19 protein-coding genes and 1 riboswitch are annotated in these 25,392 nt (G+C 61.6%); of the genes, 13 read left to right on the top strand and 6 right to left on the bottom strand.

What is annotated here, in order from left to right:
* Position 1 precedes the first annotated feature (1 nt).
* The 4 genes from EII26_RS13690 to EII26_RS07710 all read left to right on the top strand — a co-directional run bounded on the left by EII26_RS13690 (position 2) and on the right by EII26_RS07710 (position 5,248).
* Entirely contained in the window at positions 2-283 is a 282-nt protein-coding gene (locus EII26_RS13690) for a citrate lyase acyl carrier protein (RefSeq protein WP_124888578.1), read from the top strand.
* Between the two features lie 11 nt (positions 284-294).
* Complete coding sequence (locus tag EII26_RS07720; RefSeq protein WP_233572665.1) at positions 295-1,194, top strand: HpcH/HpaI aldolase/citrate lyase family protein; 900 nt, start codon at positions 295-297, stop codon at positions 1,192-1,194.
* A 66-nt stretch (positions 1,195-1,260) separates the two neighbouring features.
* The gene (citF, locus tag EII26_RS07715) at positions 1,261-2,808 is read left to right on the top strand and encodes a citrate lyase subunit alpha (protein ID WP_124888576.1); all 1,548 of its coding nucleotides are present in this window, start codon (positions 1,261-1,263) and stop codon (positions 2,806-2,808) included.
* A gap of 733 nt (positions 2,809-3,541) precedes the next feature.
* Positions 3,542-5,248 (top strand): hypothetical protein, encoded by a 1,707-nt coding sequence (locus EII26_RS07710; RefSeq protein ID WP_124888575.1) that lies wholly within the window; start codon positions 3,542-3,544, stop codon positions 5,246-5,248.
* A gap of 126 nt (positions 5,249-5,374) precedes the next feature.
* Here EII26_RS07710 and guaA read toward each other — a convergent pair whose 3' ends face one another.
* Positions 5,375-6,901, bottom strand: coding sequence for a glutamine-hydrolyzing GMP synthase (gene guaA / locus EII26_RS07705; protein WP_274703309.1), 1,527 nt, complete (start codon positions 6,899-6,901; stop codon positions 5,375-5,377).
* A 97-nt stretch (positions 6,902-6,998) separates the two neighbouring features.
* A complete protein-coding gene (glmS, locus tag EII26_RS07700) occupies positions 6,999-8,822 on the bottom strand; it encodes a glutamine--fructose-6-phosphate transaminase (isomerizing) (RefSeq protein ID WP_233572664.1) in 1,824 nt (607 codons plus the stop codon).
* 487 nt (positions 8,823-9,309) lie between these two features.
* A riboswitch (glycine riboswitch) is annotated at positions 9,310-9,418 on the top strand.
* Positions 9,419-9,520: 102 nt separating this feature from the next.
* Between glmS and EII26_RS07695 the strand changes: the two genes are divergently transcribed.
* The 7 genes from EII26_RS07695 to grdD all read left to right on the top strand — a co-directional run bounded on the left by EII26_RS07695 (position 9,521) and on the right by grdD (position 16,366).
* Entirely contained in the window at positions 9,521-9,970 is a 450-nt protein-coding gene (locus EII26_RS07695) for a GrdX family protein (RefSeq protein ID WP_124888572.1), read from the top strand.
* Entirely contained in the window at positions 9,967-10,287 is a 321-nt protein-coding gene (locus tag EII26_RS07690) for a thioredoxin family protein (protein WP_124888571.1), read from the top strand. Before EII26_RS07695 ends, EII26_RS07690 begins: the two co-directional genes overlap by 4 nt.
* A gap of 34 nt (positions 10,288-10,321) precedes the next feature.
* Positions 10,322-11,614, top strand: coding sequence for a glycine/sarcosine/betaine reductase component B subunit (locus EII26_RS07685; RefSeq protein ID WP_124888570.1), 1,293 nt, complete (start codon positions 10,322-10,324; stop codon positions 11,612-11,614).
* A gap of 56 nt (positions 11,615-11,670) precedes the next feature.
* Positions 11,671-12,144 carry a glycine/sarcosine/betaine reductase complex selenoprotein A gene (grdA, locus tag EII26_RS07680; RefSeq protein ID WP_124888569.1) on the top strand — a complete coding sequence of 158 codons (474 nt, stop codon included), beginning with the start codon at positions 11,671-11,673 and terminating at the stop codon, positions 12,142-12,144.
* A 51-nt stretch (positions 12,145-12,195) separates the two neighbouring features.
* Positions 12,196-13,500, top strand: a complete 1,305-nt coding sequence (gene grdB, locus EII26_RS07675; RefSeq protein WP_124888568.1) for a glycine reductase complex selenoprotein B — start codon at positions 12,196-12,198, stop codon at positions 13,498-13,500.
* 161 nt (positions 13,501-13,661) lie between these two features.
* Entirely contained in the window at positions 13,662-15,200 is a 1,539-nt protein-coding gene (gene grdC, locus EII26_RS07670) for a glycine/sarcosine/betaine reductase complex component C subunit beta (RefSeq protein WP_124888567.1), read from the top strand.
* 14 nt (positions 15,201-15,214) lie between these two features.
* Positions 15,215-16,366, top strand: a complete 1,152-nt coding sequence (grdD, locus tag EII26_RS07665; RefSeq protein WP_124888566.1) for a glycine/sarcosine/betaine reductase complex component C subunit alpha — start codon at positions 15,215-15,217, stop codon at positions 16,364-16,366.
* Between the two features lie 156 nt (positions 16,367-16,522).
* Here grdD and EII26_RS07660 read toward each other — a convergent pair whose 3' ends face one another.
* Positions 16,523-17,980: a hypothetical protein gene (locus tag EII26_RS07660; protein WP_124888565.1), complete on the bottom strand. Its 1,458-nt coding sequence runs from the start codon at positions 17,978-17,980 to the stop codon at positions 16,523-16,525.
* Positions 17,981-18,221: 241 nt separating this feature from the next.
* On the opposite strand from EII26_RS07660, the gene EII26_RS07655 reads away from it, so the two are divergent.
* Positions 18,222-19,415, top strand: coding sequence for an FAD:protein FMN transferase (locus tag EII26_RS07655; protein ID WP_124888564.1), 1,194 nt, complete (start codon positions 18,222-18,224; stop codon positions 19,413-19,415).
* Between the two features lie 126 nt (positions 19,416-19,541).
* Here EII26_RS07655 and EII26_RS07650 read toward each other — a convergent pair whose 3' ends face one another.
* The 3 genes from EII26_RS07650 to EII26_RS07640 all read right to left on the bottom strand — a co-directional run bounded on the left by EII26_RS07650 (position 19,542) and on the right by EII26_RS07640 (position 24,249).
* Positions 19,542-20,990 carry a tryptophanase gene (locus EII26_RS07650; protein WP_124888563.1) on the bottom strand — a complete coding sequence of 483 codons (1,449 nt, stop codon included), beginning with the start codon at positions 20,988-20,990 and terminating at the stop codon, positions 19,542-19,544.
* 352 nt (positions 20,991-21,342) lie between these two features.
* Complete coding sequence (locus EII26_RS07645; RefSeq protein WP_233572668.1) at positions 21,343-21,966, bottom strand: RDD family protein; 624 nt, start codon at positions 21,964-21,966, stop codon at positions 21,343-21,345.
* 48 nt (positions 21,967-22,014) lie between these two features.
* Positions 22,015-24,249, bottom strand: coding sequence for a heavy metal translocating P-type ATPase (locus tag EII26_RS07640; protein WP_124888561.1), 2,235 nt, complete (start codon positions 24,247-24,249; stop codon positions 22,015-22,017).
* Between the two features lie 257 nt (positions 24,250-24,506).
* On the opposite strand from EII26_RS07640, the gene EII26_RS07635 reads away from it, so the two are divergent.
* On the top strand, positions 24,507-25,367 hold the full coding sequence (locus EII26_RS07635) for a cupin domain-containing protein (protein WP_124888560.1): 861 nt from the start codon (positions 24,507-24,509) through the stop codon (positions 25,365-25,367).
* Positions 25,368-25,392 lie beyond the last annotated feature (25 nt).

Here is a 25,392-nt window from a genome sequence, read left to right as displayed (position 1 = left end):
CATGCGTAAGGCCATTGCCGGCTCTATGGAATCAATGGATTGTATGGTTTCTGTTTTCGAGCGTCCTTCAGGAACAGGAATTACATTGAGTATTGGAGGCAGCGGCTCGGAGCTTTTTCACAGTGCTATTGTGAATACCGTAAATCGGACCCTCAGCGCGTTCAACATTCAAGACATTGAGGTGCACATTCAAGATTGCGGAGCCTTGGAGCCGGTGTTGTCCGCACGCCTTGAGACAGCATTACTACGCTATTCGGTAGCATCCGACGAGAGGGAGCCCTAATGCGACGTACCATGATGTACCTGCCGGGCAACAATCCTAACATGTTGCTGCGTGGGCACCTGTTCCGGCCCGACGGCTTGATCTTCGATTTGGAGGACTCCGTTCCGGCCAATGAAAAACTTGCGGCCCGCATCCTGGTTGGGAAGATCTTATCTTTTCTGGACTTCGGGGGCTGTGAGCTCACAATACGCATCAACGGTACCGACTCGGATTATTGGCGAGACGACATTACAGCGATCTTTGATGCAGCAGCAGCCAATCCTCAGATAACAGGTATACGTGTCCCCAAGGTGGAATCCCCCCAAGAGGTCGTCGTTCTGGACGAAATGCTCTCCGAACTGGAGGACAAGAGCAATATTCCCCCAGGACATATTCGCATTTTTTGTCTGCTGGAAAGCGCCTCGGCTATCTGGCGTGCATTCGATATCGCTACGGCCTCCTCACGTGTAACAGCTCTGATACCCGGAGGCGAGGACCTCGCAGCCGATCTCAAAACAAGCCGTTCCAAGGACGAGATCGAATTGGATTGGATTCGACGTATGCTCGTCGTAGCGGCGCGTGCCGCTGGAGTCGACGCCCTAGACGCCGCTTATCCTCACATTCACGATCTCGAGGGGCTGAAAACGCAAACGGCTTTTGTCCGCCAATTGGGGTTTGACGGAAAAAGTGTCCTGCATCCAAACCAGATCCCGATAATCCACGAGGCCTACACACCGACGGACCAAGAAGTCCGAAAAGCTCTCCGCATCGTCCAAGCAGCCGAGGAGGCCGAACGGCGGGGGCAGGGCGCGGTAAGCGTCGACGGACGTCTTGTTGATCGCCCCGTCATCAAACGTGCTCAGTATCTTCTTCAGCTGGCCGGACCGATGCACGGCCGCGATACCCACGATGTCCCGCCCGATAAAGGATGAATCTTCCTGAACAAGGACGGTGCTTCATGAAAAAGTTAGTCGTACAGGACGGAGGAATGTAAGGTCATGCCGGAAAATTCTCTGGGACGGAAGCTCCCGGATCGTATCGAGGGATATGGCCCGGTCATTCCCTATCGGGGATTGGAAACCAGGATGCCCGAAGGACGCGGACTGGGGAGGAAACTCAAAACCCCTTCGCGACATGCGCAAAAGCTGCTTTCCAGCCTTGAGGAGGCGATAGGGGCCTCGGGACTGCGCAATGGGATGACGGTATCTTTTCACCATCATCTCCGCAACGGCGACAAGGTCGTCTGCCACGTTCTCGACACTTGTGCCCGAATGGGAATAGGCGACCTTACACTTTTCCCGACAGCTTTGTTCGACACACACGAGCCGCTGATTGAACATATAAAAAGCGGAGTGATTCGCCGGATCATGGGTTCCGTGAATGGAGCCATTGGTCGGCACGTATCGTATGGAGGAATGTCGGTCCCAGTGGTACTGAGAAGCCACGGAGGTCGTCCACGAGCAATTATCTCCGGCGAAACACCCATTGACGTTGCTTTCATAGCTGCTCCGGCGGCAGATAAATTTGGAAATCTCTCGGGAGGTTTCGGTAAATCCGCCTGCGGCTCCATCGGATACGCGCACACGGACGCGCAGTACGCAAACTGCGTTGTTGCAATTACCGACCACCTGGAGTCCTGCCTGTTGGCCCCCATATCCATTCCACAGACATACACCGACTTTGTCGTCGAACTTCCGGATATAGGAGATCCCAAGGGAATTGTCTCCGGGAGCACTATCATCACCAAGGACCCGCTGCGCCTCTTAATAGCTCGCTACACCGCCCGTTTAATCGAGCTCTCACCTCACTTCAAAGAAAATTTTTCGTTTCAGACGGGCGCAGGCGGTATTCCTCTGGCCGTGACGACCTTTCTGGAGGAAGCCATGACCCGCAGAAAGGTAAAAGGAGACTTCGGATTGGGCGGCATAACCGAACACTTCGTAGCCCTCCTCCAACAAGGCCTTCTCAGACGTTTATTGGACGTTCAATCTTTTGACTTGACAGCCGTCAACTCCCTTTGCTCCAACATCAACCATATGGAGATCTCCGCGGATTGGTATGCAAACCCCTGGAACGCCGGTGCGGCTGTCAATCTGTTAGATGTGGTCGTCCTGGGCGCCACTCAAATCGACAGAAATTTCAACGTCAACGTGAACACCGAGTCCAACGGTCTCCTTCTTCACGGAACGGGCGGGCATCAGGATACTGCGGCAGGGGCGAAACTGACGATCATAGCCCAACCTCTTTTGAGAGGACGCATTCCTTGCGTGGTCGAAAACGTACACAGCCTCACCACCCCTGGAGAAGCCGTCGATGCCCTGGTCACAGAATATGGCATCACCATCAACCCCAGGCGCACCGACCTGATGGACTGTCTTCGCGACAGGAAGAACCTGCCTCTTGTGAGCATGGAGCAATTGATTGACCTAGCCCAAAAACTGTCGGGGCCAATGAATCCCCCTCAATTGGAAGATCGCATTGTCGCGGTTGTGGAGTGGCGCGACGGCAGCGTCCTGGATGTCATTCGCCAATGTAGTACCCACTAGTCTTTACAGGTTCAATAGCCCTTTAACCACCCCACAGCGCTACTGGTGGAAGAGCCGAGCCAACCGTTGCAGTGCGTGGAACGGTCTGAGATCGATGGGAGAAATCCTCCACCGCTTTCAGGCCGTTTTCACTTGATTGCTCCGGCCCTGTTCTGTTCTGTACTGTACGCTTCCCTTTAACGCATCCGCGCATTATTCAATAAAATGAAATTTTTGTTAATTCAGATATTATCCCAGGAGATTTCCTGTTGGTTTTCCTAAATGAGACACTTTGTAGAGAAGCTTGTCACAGAACATGCTTTCACATTACTTATTCTTATTCTACGAGTTCTACGAGATAACGGTGGGCTCATCGACATCCCGAAGCCCTTCACTTCCCGATTGCCACGATGGGCAAATTCTGCGTTTTTTCAACCCCTGCCGCTTCGCGTGTATATTTTTCAAAAAAACGGGGCTCGGAACACCACCGAAGATTTCTTCCTGCCGAAGAACACCGGCAGTCCGGGGAGCCAGGGCAAAAAGTCAATAACGGAACGGCAAACGACCAATAATGGAACACCCCCTTTCGCTCTGACGTGATAACCTGAGAGCGGAACAAAGGTTCATTCCTCTCCGGTCCTCCACTCGGAGCGAAGCCTCCGCATCGAAGCCGGGGGGAGGTGTGCCCGGAGAGAGCGGCGTGTCGGGACACGAACACGCCGCTCTGTGAGCGATGAGGAAGGAGGACGGGAACATGATCTCGGGCAGGAGGTTTTTACGCACGGCCGCGCTGGCGGCGGTGCTGGCTCTGGCCTTTGCAGGGGCCGCTCCGGCGAAGGTCACGCGATGGACGGGCAACACAAGCAACTCATGGGGAGATGACGGCAATTGGGATAAAGGCGCCCCGGGGGCGGGGGATACGGCGATCATCCCGGATGGGGCTTTTGATCCCCTCAATCCAGCCGATCAACTCCGAGTCGATACCGACAAGGCGAAGGCGAAGATCGTGGAGTTCGGCGAGGGGACGAAGCTGAAGATAGGAGATAAGATGAAGCTGAGGCTCGACAAGGACGGCGGGCTTCGTTCCCGGGGCAATGCGGTCGTGACAATCGATGGCGAGCTGAAGTTTGGGGATGCGAATACCATTGCCGTCAGCCCCGACAAGCTGCTGACCATCGTGCCTTCCGTCAATCTTGACCTCGGAGCTAAGGTGACGGGGCATCTGAGGCTGGAACCCCCGGCAGGCACGACCGTGGCCCTGATGAAAAATACCGAGCGGGTCACCTTCAAGGGAAACGCCAACAACCCTAAAATAGTCCTTGCAGGCATCCCAGACGCGTTCCATAACGAGCTCCGGCTCGAGGGAGGCAACGCCGACGAAGTCACGATCCTGCCGATGATGAGCCTGCCCAATAAGCCCTGCCATATCGGCATCCTGAGCTGCCCCAAGCTCAAGATGTGCCACATTGATTTCGGCGGCACTAAAAAGACCCTGATCGTCAACTCCCTGGCGCCCGGGGACGGAGCCGGGATCGACACCGATAACGGGGGAGGGATGCTGAAGCTCGGCGCGGTCGCCGCACCGGGGGGCTGGAGCCTTTCTCTGGACGGAGGGAAGCTGGAACTGCCCGGCGGAGCCCACAAGGGTCTGGCGCTGCGGTTCAGGAGCGACTCGGAGCTGACGGTCCCCGCCGCCACGACCGAGCCCGTGCTGACGGTGAATAGGGCGGAGCCAGACCTTGGAACTCAGCTCAGGTTCAATCCCCCAGACGCCTGGCACCGCCCCCTGAAGGCGGGAGAGACGATCGACCTCCTCCAGGAGCTGGATCTCAGTATTCCACCCGGCAATAAAATTATCGATACCGACCTCACCAACTTTCCCGGGGCGACAGACGAATTCGACCTCGCGACGAAGACGCTTCGGCTCACTCTGGGTGAGACGATCGACGTCCCCCTGTTGACGCTGAAGGACGAGGATCTGAAGCCGCTGGGCGGGAAAAAATACGAGGTCACGATTGGGGCCGACTCGAAGGTGGACCCCGCCGCGTGGGGTGTCCTGCCCCTGAATCCGGGGACGGCCATCGCGGGCAAAGTCGGGACCGATCGGGACTGCACGTTCACCGTGACGTTCGCCGGCGACAGGGCGAAGCTGAGAGTACGGGCCAAGAGGACGGGCGTCCCCTTCTTCGGAGTTCTGGACTTCGAACTTCCCCTTCCCCAGGAGCCCGGCCCCGGCCCCAGACCCACCCCCAACCCAAACCCCAATCCCAAGCCAAATCCCAAGCCCGACCCCAAGCCCGACCCCAACCCAAACCCCAACCCAACCCACCCCGGCCCCACGGATGACGATCCGGGCAAGGACAAGAGCTTATCGGGCGGCGGAGGCGGCGGATGCGACGCGGTGGGCGGCGTACTGGCACTGGCCCTTGCAGCAGCGTTTCTGGCGAGGAGGAGAGCGTAGTCACGGACAGCATCTTCAAGTCCGCGAAGACAGAGGAGTGCCGGGCGACCAAGGCCGCCCGGCACTCCTCTCACGTTTTCGCAGATATCCTGAAGCGTCCTCCCGCTCGGGGCTTTGTCGTGTCCTCTACTCCCACTCGATCGTTGCGGGCGGCTTGGAGGTCACGTCCAGCACCACGCGGTTGATCCCGCGCACCTCGTTGCAGATGCGCTTGGCCGTCACGTCCAGGACCTCCGGCGGGATGCGCACCCAGTCGGCCGTCATGGCGTCCTGGGAGTCCACCGCACGGAGCGCCAGCACCTCGTTGTAGGTGCGCCCGTCCCCCATCACCCCGACCGTCCGCACCGGGAGCAGCACGCAGAAGGACTGCCAGATCTTTTCGTAGAGCCCGGCCTTCCGCAGCTCCTCCCGGAAGATCGCATCGGCGGCCCGCAACGTGTCGAGACGGGCGCGCGTGATGTCCCCCAGGCAGCGCACGGCAAGCCCCGGCCCCGGGAAGGGCTGACGGTCCACAATCGCGTCGGGCACGCCGATGATGCGCCCCAGCTCCCGGACCTCGTCCTTGAACAGGTCCCGCAGCGGCTCCAGAAGACGGAGCTTCATCTTGTCCGGCAGGCCGCCGACGTTGTGATGCGACTTGATGAGCACGGAGCCCTTCTTGCTCCCGCTCTCGATGACGTCGGGGTAGATCGTCCCCTGAAGCAGCCAGTCCACCTGGCCGATCTTGGCCGCCTCGGCGTCGAACACCTCGATGAAGAGCCCTCCAATGATCCGCCGTTTCTTCTCCGGGTCCGTCACCCCCGCCAGCTTGCCCAAGAAGAGCTCCGAGGCATCCACATGGCGGACCGAGAGCCCCATGCCGCTGTAGGAGTCCATGACCTGCCGGGCCTCGTTCAGGCGCATCAGCCCGTGATCGACGAAAATGCACTCGAGCTGAGAACCGACCGCCCGATGCACGAGGGCGGCCGCGACGCTCGAGTCCACCCCGCCCGACAGGCCGCAGACGACGCGCCCCTCCCCGACCTTCTCCCGGATCTCCGCCACGGCATCCTCGACCCAGTCGCCGAGATTCCAGTCGCCCTTGCAGCCGCAGGTCGCAAACAGAAATTGCCGCAGAATTCTGGCCCCCTGCTGGGTATGGACGACCTCCGGATGGAACTGAAGCCCGAAACGACGGCCGCTCTCGTCCTCCATGGCCGCGATGACCCCGTGGGTGGTCTCCGCGGTGGCGCGGAAGCCCGAGGGCAGCGCGACGACGCGGTCCCCATGGCTCATCAGAACCTCCAGTTCATCCGGAAGGTCCTTGAACAGCGCCGAGTTGCCCCTGCGCCCTATGGCCGTCACCCCATACTCCGGGCGCTCCCCCGATGCGACCGCACCGCCCAGGCACTTCGCCATGAGCTGCATTCCATAACAGATCCCCAGAATGGGCACGTCCATGTCCAAGATCCCACGGTCGATGGCGATGGCGCCGGAATCGTTGACGCTGTCCGGCCCCCCCGAAACGATAATCCCCCGGGGGGCGAGCTCCTCGACACGCCCCAGCGGGGCGTCCCAGGGCAGAACCACGCTGTGAATCCGCATCTCCCGCACCCGCCGAGCGATCAGCTGGGTGAACTGCGATCCGCAGTCGATGATGACGATATTCTCCAAGAGATTTCTCCTCCTCGCATCTCTTTTCCGTATCATTTTCGCAGCCCTGGACGAGGCAGGCAAAACAACGCCCAAGGCCGATTCCGATAGGACGGCATCATTCCACGGTGACGCTCTTGGCCAGGTTTCTGGGCCTGTCGATCTCCCGCCCCATGAGAGACGCCAGGCAATAGGCAAAAAACTGGAGCGGCACAACCGTCAGGAAGGGCGTCAGCTCCTCCTCCGTCCTCGGGACAAAAATGCAGTCGTCCGCGAAACGCGAGACGTCGGGGTCCCCCTCCGTGGCGACGGCGATGATCGGCGCCCTTCGCGCCCGGGCCTCCTGCACGTTGGAGAGGGTCTTCTCGAAGAGCCGGTCCTGGGGCAGCAGGGCCACGACGGGCATCGTCTCGTCCAGCATCGCGATGGGACCGTGCTTCATCTCCCCGGCGGCGTGCGCCTCCGCGTGGACGTAGGAGATCTCCTTGAGCTTGAGGGCCCCCTCCAGCGCCACAGGATAGGACGCCCCGCGCCCCATGAAGAGGAAACCGCGGGCCGCTAGGCGACGCCTGGCGACCCCCTCGACCAAAGGCCTTCGTGCGATGAGCGCCTCCAATTTGAGGGGCAGAAGCATCAATTCTCCGGCGATCCGCGACTCGTCCTGCGGCGAGAGCCTCCCGCACCGCTTCCCGACCCAGAGGGCCAGCAGCGTCAGCGCCGCGAGCTGCCCCATGAAGGTCTTCGTCGCCGCGACCCCAATCTCCGGACCGGCCCGAAGCTCCAGCACCGCCCCGAGCTCCCGGGCCAGGGAGGACCCCGAAGCGTTGGTCACCGCCAGGCAGTGCGCTCCGTTGGCCTTGGCCCCGCGCGCGGCGGCCAGGGTGTCGGCCGTCTCGCCGGACTGGGACACGAATACGGAGAGCGTCCGTCCGTCGCAGGGCACGCAGCCGTAGCGGTACTCCGAGGCCGTCTCCACCCGCAGGTCCAGTCCCGTAAAACGGTCGAAGAGCCCTGCAGCCGTAAGCGCGGCATAGTAGGAGGTCCCGCACGCAACAAGCTGGACGCGCCGCAGCGACCCCACGAACGAGTCCGTCAAAGGAACCTCCCCGCTCAGGTCGACGGACCCGTCCGACAACCGGCCCGCAAGGGTACGGCGCAGCACGCCGCCCTGCTCCTCGATCTCCTTGAGCATGAAATGCGGATACATCCCCTTGGAGGCCATCTCCGGATCCCAATCCACCGTACGCATCTCGGCCGGCAAGGGGTTGCCCCGGAAGTCGGCAAGGACGATCCCCGAGGCGGAGAGCTCCGCGATCCGATCGTCCTCCATGAAAAGTATGCTGCGCGTATAGGGCAGCAGGGCCGTGACGTCCGACGCACAGAAGGCCTCGCCCTCCGCCGCGCCCAGCACCAGAGGCGGCCCCTTGCGGACGCAGTAGAAGCGATCCGGAAAATCGGCGAAGAGGACCACGAAGGCAAAAGCCCCCTTGAAGCGGTGGCAGGCCTCGCGCAGCGCCTCCAGAGGGGCTCCCCCGCTCCGAGCGTAGAGCCGTGCGATGAGGCAGGCTGCGACCTCGGTATCAGTCTCGGAACGGAAGGACACGCCCTGAGCGCTCAGCTCCTGACGAAGCTCGTGAAAGTTCTCGACGATCCCGTTATGGACGAGGACGACCTTTTTCTCGGGATCGGAATGAGGATGGGCGTTTTCCTCGGTCACCCCGCCGTGCGTCGCCCATCGGGTGTGCCCGATCCCCACGCCTCCCATCGGACGCGCCTGCGCGAGCCTCGCTTTCAAGTTGGCCACGCTGCCGACGCATTTCACGATCTCCACTCCGCCCGGACCGGCAACGGCGACCCCCGCGGAGTCGTAGCCCCGGTACTCCAGGCATTCCAGCCCCCCGACGACGGTGTCGACGACCCGACGCATTCCCGCGTATCCCATGATTCCACACAAAAGGCCATCACTCCGCTTCAGGAAATTCAGGAATATTTCTCGCGTTCGGTTCAACTATCGCGGCATTCGTAGAACCTCCCGCAGAACGTTTTTATGATAACCGGAAGACCTCCATCCGGCAAAGAGAAAAAAGGCGGCCTCAAACGACCGCCCTTGCAAACCCGACCGATTGAACCCAGCGGATGCGTCGAGGCCAACCCGACCTAACCTATACGCTATGCCTTATAATATGGGAAATATCCATAGGAGCATCACCGGCACCCTTTGCCGTTTGCCGCCCCCCGGCAACCCTCCCCCGACTCCGAACCGCAAAAGGCGGCAAACCGGAAGCAAGTCCCTTTTCCACGACGATTATACACCTCCGGCAGGTCCTATATTTTGCCAAGCACCCCATGCCCGCCGTTTTCGCCTTGACTGCGCGGGCAAGTCCTATATAATTTGTTTGCGGTAGTTCGAACAAAAAACGCAACCCTGAAAGAAGGATATGAGAGAGATCCCATTCGCCCCGACGGGGCGGAGGGGACGCCGAAGGGGCAAGTGCTTCGGGCACGGAAACTCTCAGGCAAAAGGATCGTATCCGGACAGGACTCTGAAGCCGTTTCGACACGTTGGGTGCCCCCTCCTTTTCTCTGCCATCGGGATAAGGGGCGCGGCGACAGAACGCAGGAAGTCCGGAGGGTTAGTCGATGAAGAACAACACCGTGCTCGTCAGCAACAACGAGGAGCTGTGCCAAAGGGTTCGGGAAGGGCGTTTCGTGAAGGGATCGTCATTGGATGTGCTCCTTTCCGTGCGTAACTCCGTTCATTTGGGCAGCCATCTTCTGACACACCCTCTCTGCGGCAACCTTCGCCCCTACCAGCAGCCTTTTCGTTCCGTCCTGATCCGGGAGTTCCCAGGAGAACTCGTCGATTTGGATTCTTTGTCCATGATCGAGAACGCCGTCGCCGTCTACAAGAGCTGCGAGGGCAGGTTGCTCTTTCCCGAGGATCTGGAAACGCATAGACGTGCGGATTACGCCTTCATCGACGGGGAGTTGATGAGGGAAAGTCTGGAGCGGTACGGCCTTCTGAGCGCATCCGCCGTTTTGGTCCCCGCTCCCTTACACAGTTTAAGCAAAGGAGGTGATTCGCAATGATCGAGTTGACCAAGGACAACTGCGACGCCGAGGTAAAGGAGAGCGCGCTTCCCGTGGTGATGGATTTCTGGGGCCCCGCCTGCGGTCCCTGCATGGCGCTGATGCCCAAGTACATGGAGATCGCCGAAAAGTACGAGGGCAAGGCCAAGTTCTGCAAGGTGGACACCTCGAAGAACAAGCGTGTGGCCATCAACTTCAAGGTGATGAGCCTGCCCACGATCCTCTTCTGGAAGGACGGCAAGGAGTTCGCCCGCCTGGGCGGCGCCGACGCGACGGCCGAGAACATCACGGCCAAGGTCGAGGAACTGATCGGCTAGGCTGGCTATTTTTTCGGAAAGGGGGAGTACCATTTTGAGGTTGGAGCTCCATAAGCTTTGCGTCAAACAGTTGAAGTTCGGAGATAAGACCGGTTTTGCCGGCGGCACCCTGACCGTCGACAAGAAGGAACTGCTGACCCTTATCGCGGAGGACCCGCTCCTGGGCAAGAACCTGGACGTCGACCTGGCCATGCCGGGAGAGAGCGTCCGCATCATGCCGGTCAAGGACGTCATCGAGCCCCGGTGGAAGATCGAGGGCAAGGGCCAAGTGTTCCCGGGCATGCTGAGCGACGTCGAGAGCGTCGGCGAGGGCAAGACCCTCGTTCTCTCGGGCGCGGCCGTCGTTACGGCGGGCAAGCTCGTCCGTTTCCAGGAGGGCATCATCGACATGTCCGGCCCCGGCGCGGACTACACGCCCTACTCCCAGACCTGCAACGTCGTTCTCGTACTCGAGCCGTCCGATCCCGAGATGGACAAGCACGATTACGAGACGGCCTGCCGCATGGCGGGGCTGAAGGCAGCCGCCTACCTGGCGAAGTGCTGCGCCGACGTCAAGGCCGACAAGGTGGAAACCTACGACCACGTCAACATCAAGGACGCCATGGGCGCGCATGCCGAACTGCCCAAGGTGGGGTACATCTACATGCTCCAGACCCAGGGTCTGCTGCACGACACCTACCTTTACGGCGTCGACGTCAAGAAGATCCTTCCCACGCTCCTGTCGCCGCTTGAGGTCATGGACGGCGCCATCACTTCGGGCAACTGCGTTTCCGCCTGCGACAAGAACAGCACGTACGTCCACCAGAACAACCCCGTTATCGCGGATATGCTTAAACGCCACGGCAAGGACTTCAACTTCGTGACCTGCATCGTCACGAACGAGAACGTCACCCTGGCCGACAAGCGCCGCAGCTCCAGCTACGCCACGAAGCTGGCGGGGATGCTGGGCCTCGACGGCGTGGTCATCACCGAGGAGGGCTTCGGGAATCCGGACGCCGACCTGGTGATGAACTGCTGGAAGGCGGAGCGCCTGGGCATCAAGACCGCGCTGCTGACGGACGAGTACGCCGGACAGGACGGCGCGAGCCAGTCCCTGGCCGACTCCTGCCCCGAGGGCGACGCCTGCGTCACGGCGGGCAACGCCAACGAGGTCATCGTCCTGCCCCCGATGAAGAAGGTCATCGGCTACGCCGAGGAGGCCAACGTCATCGCGGGCGGCTGGGAGGGTTCCCTGGCGGCCGACGGCACCATCACGGTGGAGCTTCAGGCCATCACCGGCGCCACGAGCGAGCTGGGCTACACGAAGCTGGGTGCCTATACGCTTTAGCCCCGGCTTCTCTCGAGATTTTTCAACAAAAAATTTACGAAAGGAAGGTGTCAAACATGGGCAAACTGGCTGGCAAGAAGCTCCTGCTTCTCGGCGAGCGCGATGGCGTTCCCGGCCCCGCCATGGAGGCATGTTTGAAGGACAGCGGTGCCGAAATTATCTTCTCGGCCACCGAGTGTTTTGTCTGAACCGCCGCAGGAGCGATGGACCTGCAGAATCAGCAGCGCGTCAAGGACGCCGCTGAGAAGTTCGGCACCGATTGCATCGTGGTTTTGGGTTCCTCCGACGCCGAGGGCGCGGAGATCTACGCCGAGACCGTCAGCAATGGTGATCCGACCTACGCAGGCCCGCTCGCCGGAGTCTCGTTGGGACTCCCTGTATATCACGTCTTCGATTCCGTTATTCGCGACGAGTGCGATCCCGCCGCTTGGGAAGAGCAGATCAGCATGATGGAGATGGTGCTCGACCCCGAAGCGCTGGCAGCCGCGGTCAAAGGCATACGCGATCAGTACAGCAAAAACGCGATCTGACCTATACCGAGCGATTGTTGCTGTCACCTTACAAAGAAAGGTGGGACAAAATTGGCATTTCGTGTAGTTCATTACATCAATCAGTTCTACGCGGGTATCGGCGGTGAGGAAAAGGCCGACCACAAACCTGAGGTCCGAGAGGCCATCGTCGGTCCCGGTGCCGCTCTCAAGGCGGCCTTGGGCTCCGAAGCCGAGATTGTGGCGACCGTCATCTGCGGAGACTCCTATTTCGCCTCCAATATGGAGAAGGCGAGCTCCGAGATCATCGAGATGATCAAGAAGTACAAGCCGGACGCCTTCGTGGCCGGCCCGGCCTTCAATGCGGGCCGTTACGGCACGGCGTGCGGCGCCATGTGCGAGGCGGTCTCCAAGGAGTTGGGCATTCCGGTCATCAGCGGCATGTACCCCGAGAACCCCGGTGTCGAGATGTACAAGAAGGCCGCCTACATCGTGGAGACCCCCGACAGCGCCGCGGGCATGAAGAAGGCCGTCCCCGACATGGCGAAGCTTCTGCTCAAACTTCTCAAAAACGAGAAGCTGGGCAAGCCCGCCGACGAGGGTTACATCGAGCGCGGCATCCGCAAGAACAAGTTCTACGACAAGCTCGCTGCGGAGCGCTGCGTAGACATGTTCGTCGCGAAGCTGAAGGGCCAGCCGTTCGAGACCGAGTACAAGATGCCGGTCTTCGACCGCGTGCCCCCCCAGCCCGCCGTCAAGGATCTGAAGAACGCCGTGATCGCGCTGGTGACCTCGGGCGGCATCTGCCCCAAGGGGAACCCCGACCACATCGAGGCGTCGAGCGCCAGCAAGTACGGCGAATACGACATCTCCGGCGTGAACGACCTGACGTCCGACAAGTACTGCACGGCGCACGGCGGATACGATGCCACCTATGCCGACCAGGACGCCGACCGGGTGCTTCCCGTCGACGTGCTGCGTGACATGGAGAAAGAGGGCATCATCAAGAAGCTGCACAACAAGTTCTACACCACCGTGGGCAACGGCACCGCGGTCGCCAGCGCCAAGCGCTTTGGCGCCGAGATCGCCGATAAGCTGGTTGCCGACGGCGTGACCGCGGTCATCCTCACCTCGACCTGAGGCACCTGTACTCGATGCGGTGCATCGATGCTGAAGGAAATCGAGCGTAAGCTGCCCGTGGTGCACATGTGCACGATCGTCCCGATCTCTCAGACGGTCGGCGCCAACAGGATCGTCCCGACGATCGCCATCCCCCACCCCTTCGGGGATCCCACGAAGACCCCCGAGGAGGAGAAGAAGCTGCGCCGGCATCTCGTGGAGAGGGGCCTGAAGGCTCTCCAGACGGAGATCACCGAGCAGACCGTCTTCACGGAATAAGGGATCGTCCGTTTCCGCTTCACCCGAGGCCCAGGCTTGCCTGGGCCTCGTTTTAAGCAGGCGCCAGCTCCGGCAAGATTGATTTTCCCTGATTTTGTCCTTGTTCAACCGGCTTTTGCAGCCAGGCTCATTTCGTTTCACGTTATTAAGGAGGACTTTGAATGTCCACTGTAGGGATCAAAAGTTACGCCTATTGTCTGAACCACATGCCTGAGACGGGAATGTACTACGGCACCACCCCCTACCACGCCCGCAGGGAGGGCAAGGAGAAGGAGTTCGTCGATTCCCTTCCCAAGCACCTTCAGACCTACGAACAGGCCATGCAGTTTGCACCCAACCAGGCCTATATCGGAGGCCTGAGCTACAAGGAGTTCGAGGCCGCCAAGACGCCCTGGACCGAGAACCGTCTGGGCGACGCGAAACGCTACGGCAAGTTCGGGGAGATCATGCCGGAGGATGAGTTCCTCGGCCTGATGGCGGCCTGCGACGAGTTCGAGCTCGTTTGGCTGGAGAAGGGTTTCGCCGAGGCGGTCAGCGCCAAGCTGGCCCAGGACCCCGTGATCACGGAGTCGATCGTCAAGCGCGTGGTGCGTCCGAAAAACATGCAGGACCTCGCAACGATCGAGGCCGAGGTCAAGGAGCGCCACGGCGAGTACCTGCGTTTCGGCGGCAAAGTCGTGGGCTGCGTTCGCAGCGGCCATGCGGTGGACGACTGCCTCTTCGCTCACGTCCTGATGGAGAACCTGGCCAACAAGGCCTCGGGGGTCCTCTCTCTGCTGCACCTCATCAAGAACAGCGGCCTGGCCCCCACCGACATCGATTTCATCATCGAGTGCTCGGAGGAGGGCGCCGGCGACATGAACCAGAGGGCCGGCGGCAACTTCGCCAAGGCCATCGCCGAGGTCGCCGGCTGCACCAACGCCTCCGGCTGCGACGTGCGCGGCTTCTGCGCCGGGCCCGTCAACGCGATGATCGCCGCAGCCAGCCAGGTCGCCAGTGGAGCGCGCAAGAACTGCGTCGTCGTGGCGGGCGGATCCATCCCCAAGCTCTACATGAACAGCCGCGACCACGTCAAGAAAGGTCTGCTGGCTCTCGAGGATTGCATGGGAAGCTTCGCCGCCCTGCTGGTCCCCGACGACGGGAAAAATCCGGTCATGCGTCTCGACGTCCTGGGCAAGCACACGGTGGGCGCGGGCGCCGCGCCGCAGGCGGTTACCTCCGTGCTGGTCTACGAGCCGCTCCAGGCCGCGGGCCTGACCTTCACGGACGTCGACAAGTTCGCAGCCGAGCTTCATATCCCCGAGATCACCCTTCCGGCCGGCGCCGGCGACGTGCCCCTGGCCAACATCAAGATGATCGCGGCCCTGGCCGTCATGAAAAAGGCCATCGAGAAGGCCGACATGGAAGCCTTCATCAAGAAGCACGGTACGGTGGGCTTCGCCCACACGCAGGGGCACATCCCCTCGGGCGTGCCGTTCGTCGGCTTCGCCTGCGAGGCCATCCGCGACGGCTCCATGAAGCGCGCCATGGTGATCGGCAAGGGCAGCCTGTTCCTGGCCCGTCTGACGAATCTGGCCGACGGGGCCTCCTTCATCATCGAAGCTCCCAGCGGTGCCTCGGCAGCCGGGGCCGTCAGCAAGGACGACGTCAAGTCCCTGATCCTGGAGGCGCTCTCCGAAATCGCCGGAAAGCTGAACTGAGGGGGCGGAAACTCATGTCTGACGAGATCAGGAAAATAGTCGGCTCCGCCCTGGCCGAGATCATCGATGCGGCCAAAAGCGGCGGGCCCAAGGCAAAAATTGGGCTGATGGCCGCCGGCAGCGAACTGGGCTCCGAGGAGCTGGCGCGCGGTGCACGCCTGGCCCAGGAGACCTACGGCAACGTCAAGCCCGTCATGATCGGCCCGCGTATCGCCGGGTTCGAGGACCTGGAGTGGATCGAGACCCCGGATTGCGAGGCGGACATCTCCTCGACTCTGGAGGCCGCGCTCAAGGACGGCCGAATCGCCGGGGCCGTCGCCCTCCACTTCCCCTTTCCGCTGGGCGTGACCACCATCGGTCGCGTCATGACGCCGGGCAAGGGCAAGGCCATGATCCTGGCCTCGACCACCGGGACCTCCGCCACGGTCCGGGGCGAGGCGATGCTGCGCAATGCGATCTACGGAATCGCCACCGCAAAGGCGATGGGCATTGAGAATCCGACGGTCGGCATCCTCAACGTGGACACGGCACAGCCCGTGTTTCGCGCACTCACCCATCTGAAGGAGAAGGGGTATCCCATCACCTTCGGCGCCTCGGTCCGCAAGGACGGCGGCGCGGTCCTGCGCGGCAACGACATCCTTGCCGGAGCCGTGGACGTGTGCGTCACGGACACGCTGTCGGGCAACGTTCTGATGAAGATGTTCTCCTCCTTCACCACGGGCGGATCCTACGAGGCCACGGGATGGGGTTACGGCCCCTCCTGCGGCGAGGGCTGGAGGAACGTCGTGTCCATCATCTCGCGCGCGTCCGGCGCACCGGTGATCGCCAACGCGCTCTCCTACACCGCCTCGGTCGTCGGCGGCGGGCTGCCGGACAAGGTGGCCGCCGAGCTGGCTGCCGCCAAGAGGGCGGGGCTGGAGGACGAGATAGCGGCTCTGACGCCCAAGGCGGAATGCATGGAGGAGGTCAAGGCCCCTCCTGCGGAGCCCACGGACGACGAGGTGCACGGCATCGACGTTCTGGAGATCGAGAACGCGGTACGGGCCCTCTGGAAGGCCAACATCTACGCCGAGTCCGCTATGGGCTGCACCGGCCCCGTCATCAAGATGCCGGCGAAGCACGTGGAAAAGGCCAAGGCCATCCTCAAGGAGAACGGTTACCTGTAGCGGACGGCCGGATTCTTCGGGACGGCCGGTCTCAGGCTGTGTCGGTGACCATTCAATAAACGAGCGCCCCGGTGCAGCACCGGGGCGCTCGTTTATCTCAGCTTCCGCCAAGGCACGGCGGGATCGGCCGCAGAACTCCTGGCCTCAACGCAGAGACTAGGGATTGGGAAGGTCGAATGTAAAATAGAGCTTGTCCACCCCAGCATACTTCAGGTATTTGACGCTCACCTGAGTGTCGGTCTTCAGGACGGGGGAAAAATTCAACCGCAGCTCCCGAACTTCGCCCGGTGCAAGGGTAATAACACTCGAATCGCCTCCTCCGACCGTATCCCAGGCATTCTCCGGGGTCTTGACGTTCAGGAAGAAGGATTCCATATGAACCACATAGTTGCCCTCGCCCTTGTTCGTTGCTGTCAGGGCGACCGAATACGTCCCTTTGGCGGGATCATAGCCCGCAGACCCCGGGACCACCTCAAGAAGCAGATCGTTCAGATGGGCATCTCCAGCCCCACCCTTCGGAGTCCAGTTCTCCGGCTTCTCCGCGATCTTTCCGATATCGTGGGTATACCCCTGCGCCAGGTATTCGTCCACAACCGGCTGAATTTTCGCGGCCAGACGAGCGTAATTCCCGGCCTCCGGCGACCCCGGCTCGACGGACACGTCCAGTGACTGCTTCTCCAGGATCGCCGCCGTCAGCTTATCCACGAAAGCGTTGAACGACCCTTTCGTATCCGCACGGTAATAGACGGAATCCCTCCTGCTCTGCCGGAAGTACTTCTTCAGCCCGCCGTCGCGAATCGCCTCCGGACGGTCCGCGAGGATCTCGTTGTAACGGGCCTCGACGATCTTCTTCCCCTCAAAGATCAGCTCGAGACGCGGCGTGACCCCATCCTCGCCGGGCTCCGCGATGCCGATATAATAACGTCCGGAGGGTTCCTTGATCTTTTCGAGCAATTCCTTGACGGCCGGGATAAAGCCGTCCCGCGCGCTGTTCGAGGAACCATAGACCGTGTCGAAATCGATGTTCAGGCTGTTTGCCTTCAGAATCTGCCACTCCAGGAAGGTGAGGCCGTTGTTCAAGGTAACAAGCGTGCGGTCCGTGCGCCCCTTCGAGGCCTGGAAGAACCCGTACCCGGACGTCCTCTTTCTCTGTGCACGCCAGAGATCCGAGTAGTAGTTTGAGGGCGTGGACTCATCCATTTCGACGTGAACGATACGGCCCTTGTCGATGACGAGGTCGATCATGGCCGTATAGCCCAGACCGCCGTCCTTCCCTACGTTGAAAAGGCGCGAGGTGTGATAATACTCGCCCCGAATGATCCCGCGCGGGGGCTGGATGGTCCAGAACATCTTTCGGTCCTTCTCGGCCTGGTCCATAGGAGCCTTACCTGCGGTGCGGGACGGCAGCACGGTCGCCCCCGACATCACGTCGTAGGAGAAGACATGGCCGTTGACGACGACCGCATCGCTCTCCCTATCGATGTACGAGCTGCCGTTGATCTCGAGGGGCTGTTCCGCGGCCCACAGTTCTCCCGGCAGCGTCCCCACGGCTAAAGCAAAGAGCGCAATCGCCCCAAGCATCCTCCAAACCTTCCCCTTCCAACTATCGGTCATCCTCAACAGTCATCCTCTCCCTTTCGATCGATCTTAAAAGTAAAAAAATTTCTACCGCCGATGATACCATATCATTTCCTCCCCTGTTTCGCCAAGGCAAACATCATCCGCTCCTTCGAAACGCTCGGCGGCCGCGAGAAGCCGCCCATCCCGCAATTCATCCTCCCCAAAGGCCCCATAAGGAAGCGCTTAGGTGTATCATCCTGAGGAAGGATCAACATACGCCGAAAGGGGTCTCAGCATGAAAGCAGAAAAGACGGGGGAAACCGCCGGCTCCACTCGAACGAACGGTGCGGAGGCGGACCGCAAGGGCGACGGACGGCGGCGCCTATGGGCAGGGACGTTCCTGGTCCTGATCGTTGCCGCCCTCCTTGTTCTCCGGGGGCGCCAACCGCTCGAGCGGCACCATACGGTTGCACGAAGCGGAGTCTCCATGAACACCACCATCCACATCTCCGCGACGGGAGGAGACAAGCGGGAGCTCGAGGACGTCCTGGGCGAAGCCTTCTCCCTCCTGGATAATCTGAACGGCCAGCTCTCCCTCTTTCAGGAGGGCTCCGCCCTCTACAGAATCAACGAAGCGGCCGGGGTGGAGCCCATTCGCGTCTCCCCCGACGTCTTCTCCGTCATCGAGGACGCCCGGGAGGCCTGCGCCCTGACGGACGGGGCCTTCAACCCTCTGGTGGGCCCCCTGACGAAACTGTGGAGGATCAACCGGCAAACGCCCCCCGAGGCGGAGAGCACGGACCTTCACGCCCGCATGAGGTTCCGGCTCCCCGACGCAGCCAGCATCGACGCGCTGCTTCCCCTCACCCGGACCGAAAACCTGGAGATGTACGGCCCGGATCGCGTTTATCTGCGGCAGAAGGGCTGCATGCTGGACCTGGGAGGCATCGCCAAGGGCTATGCCTCCCTCAGGCTGGCCGACCTTTTCCGGGAGCGCGGCATCGCCTCCGCCCTGCTGGACCTGGGCGGCAACATCTATGCCGTAGGAGCCCAGCCCGACGGGGCCCCTTGGAGGATCGGCATTCGAAACCCTCTCGAGTCCGGAGGGGCGCCCATCGCCATATTGTCCGCGGCGGATACGGCCGTCGTCACATCCGGCACCTACGAGCGCTTCAAGATCATCGACGGGGTCCGATACTCCCACTTCTTCGACCCCACGACGGGCTATCCCGTCCGCAACGCCCTGCTCTCCGCTACGGTCGTCACCCCGGACGGCACCCTTGCCGACGCCCTGGCAACCGCCTTCATGGTGATGGGACCCGAGCGGTCGACAAAATTCCTGAAGGACAGGCCGGAGCTGGGGGCCATCCTCATCCTCAAGGAAGGAGAGGACGAGTCCGACCCCAAGGGGCTCGTCGTCCTGGCGAGCCGGAACCTGGAGGGGCGCCTGAGGATGAGGGACCCGTCCACCCCCCTGCAGTTTTTTTGAGACCTTGGCTTTGCAGCCTCAAGACGACAAAATGAGGGAGACCTCTCCAGTCTCCCTCGCGTTCCGAGTTTTTGGACGTCAAAGACGGGAACGTCCGCTTCCTTATTCCTTATCCGCAGGGACAAATCACAGGCTGTCGCCGAAATCCGCCCGAAACTTCGCGCAGAGTCGCTCCTGCCAGTCGCCAAGCGGCTCGAGGCGTCCGCTGAAGAAGCGCAGCAGCTTGGGCTCCTCCACCCACTTCAGTCCGCCGACCAGCTCCCGATTCTCGAAGAGCCAATGGATGCGGTCGACGGCGTATTTGAGCTGCGACATCGTGAAGACCCGGCGCGGCAGGGCCAGGCGCAGCAACTCCACGTCGGCCAGCCGCTCGCTTCCGTCCTCCCTGCGCTCCTCCGACAGCGTGCCCCGCTCCATGCCCCGAATGCCCCCCGCCAGGAAGACCGCCGCCGCGAGGGCTCCCGCGGTGTAACGCTCCTGAGGGACATGGGGCAGAAATTCGCGTGCGTTCAGGTGACAGCCCAACCCGCCGGCGGGCCGGACCACGGGGATCCCCCGCTCGTGGAGCGCGTCGGCCATAAAACCGATGAACTCCGGCCCATGGCGGATCATGTCGAAATCCATCGTCTCCTCGAGCCCCACGGCCAGGGCTTCGATCTCCCGGACCGACATTCCTCCGTAGGTCAGGAACCCCTCGAAAAGCGGGATCAATGGCTGCATGCGCTCGAACAGGGCCCGGTCGCCCGTAAGGATCGCCCCACCGCGCGCGCAGCCCAGCTTGCGGGCCGAGAAGTAAACGATGTCGCAAAGATCGGCGATGCGCCGGGTGATCTCGCGGATCGAGGCATCGCGCTGCGCCACCTCCCGCGTCTTGATGAAGTACAGGTTGTCGGCGAGCAGCGAGGCGTCCAGGACCAGCGGAACCTTGTGCCGACGGCAGATCTCCGCCGTCTCGCTCAGGTTCTCCAGCGACCAGGGCTGGCCGCCGATCAGGTTGGTCCCGGCCTCGACCCGAACGAACGGGACGTTGCCCGCCTCGCGCTTCAGCAACGCCTCAAGACCTTTCGTGTCCATGTTCCCCTTGAAAGGATCGGCGCTGTCGAGATTCAGCGCCTCCGGCAGAAACAGCTCCTCCACGCGCCCGCCATTGCGCTCGATGTGAGCGCGGGTGGTCGTGAAGTGGTAGTTCATCGGGACGACGTTCCCCCTTCCGACGAGGGCGCTGGCCAGGATGTTCTCCGCCGCCCGACCCTGGTGGACGGGCAACAGGAACGGTTTGCCGAAGATGTCCTCGACAACGGCCTTCAGGCGCTCGAAGCTCATGGAGCCCGCGTAGCTGTCGTCCGCCGTCATCATCGCCGCCAGCTGACGGTCGCTCATCGCGTTGACGCCGCTGTCCGTCAACATGTCCAGGAAGACCTTGTCGTTCTTCAAAAGGAACGTATTGCACCCCGCCTCGCGCAGAGCCGCAAGGCGATCCTCCACCGGGACCAGCGTCAGCTTCTGGACGATGCGCACCTTGTGCATCTCCAACGGAAAGACCTCGCCGCCAAAAAACTTTACCTGTCCGTTCATCCCCAAAACTCCCTTCACGATGATGGAATAAAAAAAGGGCCCTTTACCGTGATGTCCGGTAAAGAGCCCTCTTGCGAACGTTTTTAGAGGCCTGTTCCACACGCGCCGAAAACTACGGCTCCAGCCTCCTCGCAAAGGGCTCAGATCCGTAGTAATAATACGCATTCAGAACGACGCACGTGCCGAAACAAGTGAACATGTCCGCAACCTCCGTGATCGGGGCGTCTCCCCCATCCAACCGGGAGAGCAGGGCCTCCCGATCGATTGTGGGACACAATACCACCTCAGCAGAAATTTGTCAAATTTTTTTCGAATTTACTCATCCCAAGTCGAAGCCTTCCGACAGCTTTTTTCAGACGCCTGCCGCCGCATCCCGCTCTCCCTGAAGCCCTCCAGGAGGTTCCACGGAGGGCATTCTGCACACCATCGTCTTTGCAAACCGATCGTGAAGACAGCGCCCACCCTCCGAAAAAATACTCAAGGCATCGATAAGAGAATACAGCCCGACCACTAGCTTTGCAGCATCGAGAGAGACCAACTGCCAGAGCAATACTCCGGCAATCAGAGGAAATATACAGGAAAAACACAACTCCCTTTTCCAGATACCCGTATAGACCGAAGGCAAGGTCCCATCCAGGTTGACAACGCGGATGTTGAACAGCCATTTTCCAACGGTCTGCCCACGCCTCCGCATGAGCGCAGAATTACAAAGAGCATAGACAATCATGGTGTAAACGAGCAAAACCACACTTATGAATAACACTGCTGGCTCAAGATTCAGTTCACGGAGCCGCTTACCCTCCACAAAAAGTCTGAAAACAAGCTTCGAAAGGATATTTTTGCCCAGAAAGGGAAATGAAACCCTAACAATTATCGATACCAAAAAGAGATCGATAGAATGGGCAATCCACCTTTTAAAACGTGATGCTGGCTCAAGCGGTAGCATTTTCTCCCTCCTCGAGTCACTTTTCATCACATCATCCAAACAAACCATACCCCACAAAAGTCTATCTCCTCGCCTCGCCTATGATTCCCCCTTCCCAAAATGCCTCGCGATGCGCATGGAGCTCAGGATCACGGAGATGGAGCTGGCGGCCATCGCGCTTTCCGCGATGATCGGGTTCAGGAGCGAGAGCATCGCCAGCGGCACCGCCACGACGTTGTAGGCGAACGCCCAGAACAGGTTCTGGCGGATGACCTCGAAGATGCGCCGGGAGAGCGAAATCGCGTCCGCCACGCGGGACACGCCGCCCTTGACGATCACGATGTCCGCGTTCTCCACGGCCAGGTCGCTGCCCGCCCCCATGGCCACGCCGATATCCGCCCCCTTCAGGGCCGCCGCATCGTTGATCCCGTCGCCGGCCATCAGGACCTTTCTCCCCCGTGCCTGCCAGTCGCGCACGAGGGTCAGCTTGTCGTCCGGCCTCAGGCCTGCGCGGCAGTCGCCGAGGCCCAGCCGGTCCGCGACGCTCCGCGCCGTGCGCTCGTTGTCTCCCGTGGCCATGACCACCTCCACCCCCATCTCGCGGAGCCGCCGGACCGCCTCGGGGGTGTCCTCACGGACGGGGTCCTCCACGGCGATGAAGCCCAGAACCTCGTCGCCCGAGCGCACCTCGACGACCGTCCGCCCGAGGTCGAGCTGTGCTCCATAACGATCCGGGTCCAAGGGACGCCCGATGAAGAACTCCCGCCCTCCGACAGACGCGCTCACCCCCTCGCCGGCGGTCTCCTTGAGGTTCGAGACCTCGGTGTCGCCCGACGCCGTCGCAGCGATGGCCTTCGCCAGCGGGTGAGTGGACGATTTTTCGATGGAGGCCGCGACGTTCAGGAGATCGGGCGCCAGGTCCGTCTCCACGACCTTCGGCGCCCCCTCCGTCAGCGTCCCCGTCTTGTCCACGATCGCGGTCCCCAATTCCCTGGCCGTCTGGACGGCCTCCGCGTTCCGGATCAACAGTCCGCGCTTCGAGGCCGCCCCCGTCCCCGCGACGAGCGCCATGGGGATGGCAAGCCCGAGTGCGCAGGGACAGGCGATCACCAGGGTGGAGATGAAGGCGTTCAGGGCCTTGGCCGGGCTGGCCGTCCCCAGGAAGGCCAGGGGCAGGGGGGACGTCCCATAGACGCGATACAGGATCCACCAGAAGGCACCCGCCAACACGGCCAGCAGGAAGATGACGGGTACAAAGCGGTTCGTCACGCGATCCGCGAAGGCCTGGATGGGAATCTTGGCACCCTGCGCCTCCCGGATGAGGGCCGCCATGCGGGCGAGGAAGCTGTCCTCGCCCACCGAGGTCGCGCGGACGCGCAGCGCCCCCGTGAGGTTCATGGAGCCGCCCGTCACCGCATCCCCCACGCCCCGGGAGACGGGGATGGACTCCCCGGTCAGCATGGACTCGTCGACGGAGGTGATCCCCCGGACGATCTCGCCGTCCACGGGGATGCGCTCGCCCGGCAGCACGGCCACGACGTTCCCCGTCTTGACGGCCTCGATCGGGACGTCGACCGTCTTGTCCCCCTCCTCGGAGAGTTGCAGGCGGGCCGTCGGGACGGAGAGCGACAACAGTGCCCTCACCTGTTTGGACGCACGGTCCCGAAGCCGGGACTCGATGTAGCGCCCCGTGAGGTGCAGCGCCACGATCATGGTCGATATGGCGCCGAAGGAGGGAAAGGCCGGGTTGGCCCAGGAGACGAACACCGTACACCAGGCGGAGAGGGCCCCCAACGCGACCAGCACGTCCATGTTGGCGTGACGGTGCGACAGGGCGATCCACGCGCTCCTGAAGATGTGGCGCCCGACCCCGAAGAGGACGAAGGCGCCGCATACCGCCTCGATGAAGGGCATGGCCGCCATCACCCGCTTCATGGCCCCGACGTGCACCGAAGCTCCGCCGTACATGTGCAGCACCATCAGGACCATGAGGGGGACGACGACCGCCCAGGAGAGCACCACCCCTCGTTTCGCGGCGCGATAGCGTTCCTCCTCCCGCCCCTCCCCGGGGGGCTCCCCGATGTCATAGCCCGCCTCCCGCACGGCTCCTTCCAGAATTTCCCTGGGCACCGGCCGCTCCAGGACGACGAAGGCGCTGTCCGTCGCCAGGTTCACCGCCGCGAACGAGACCCCCTCGACCTTCGACAGCTCCCGCTCCACCATCTTCGCACAGGTCGCACAGGTCATCCCCGAGACGTAGAGATTGACCTTCTCCTGAGCCCTTTCCCCCACTCCCCCAGCCAAACCGTTTTCCGCCTTCGCGCGTTCCGTCATGTCTCACTCGCCCTTTCGGGGTGCGTCCAAGGTTGACCCAGCGCATCCCCTTCATGTTCTATCCCACAAACCTTACCACAATCTGTGGGGGGTGCAAGGGCGTTTCTCGTTCGCTCGGACCGATCCCTCCTGATTTGACGAGGAGAAGACCAACCGCCCCCTCCCTCAGGCGGGGCAATTCCCTTGAGTTTCAAAGAGAGGAGACGTATACTCTCGGTGTTGCTCATTTTTCAAAATTTTTGTCAGGAGGGCGTTCCATGAACAGGATCTTTGCGGTTTTGTGTGCGTTTGGGCTTTTGTTTTGTGCGACCTCCGCACTTGCGGCTCCCGTCAAGCACGGCCAGTGCTACACCGCGGAGCAGCTAACGGTGCTCGACAAGCAGGACGTGGCCGGCGGGAAGGGCACCCTTCACGGCGAGTTCGCCTTCACCCGGGACGCGGCCCTCGAGGACGACGCCATCAAGGAGATCGGCTGGATGACCCTGCGGCACGGCGAGTTCATCGGCACCCATAGGCACAAGGACAACGAGGATGCGTACCTGATCATCTCCGGTCAAGGGGTCTTCACCGACGGCAACGGCAAGGCCTGGGTGGTCGGCCCCGGCGACATGACCATCGCCCGCCCCGGTCAGGCCCACGGTCTGGCCAACCTCTTCCCGGAGGACCTCGTCTTCCTCGACATCATCGCCAAGAACTCCGGTGCCAACCTCGACGCCATCAAAAACAACCCGACGGCCCAGGTCTTTCCCGCGGACCAGCTCTTCGAGAAGAACGTCGAGAAGGCCGGCAAGACGGGAGTCGGCACGCTCTACGGCCGGTTCGCCTTCCGCAGGGAAGCCGCCACCGACGACCAGGCCATCAAGGAGATCGGGCTCATGACGCTGAAGAAGGGCGACAGCATCGGCCTGCACCCCCACACCGACAACGAGGACACCTACATCATCATCTCCGGCCAGGGGATCTTCACCGACAGCCAGGGCAAGGAGACCGTCGTCGGGCCCAAGTCCGTCACGATCGCCGGCCCCGGAGAATCGCACGGCCTGCGCAACGACGGCGAGGAGGACCTGGTCTTCATCGACCTGATCGCGAAGAACCACGCTCTGAAGATCGGCAAATAACGCCGGCGCTTTCCAACAAGGCCCC

The organism is Fretibacterium sp. OH1220_COT-178, from assembly GCF_003860125.1.
GTDB lineage: Bacteria > Synergistota > Synergistia > Synergistales > Aminobacteriaceae > CAJPSE01.
This window is presented reverse-complemented; position numbering and strand designations above follow the sequence as displayed.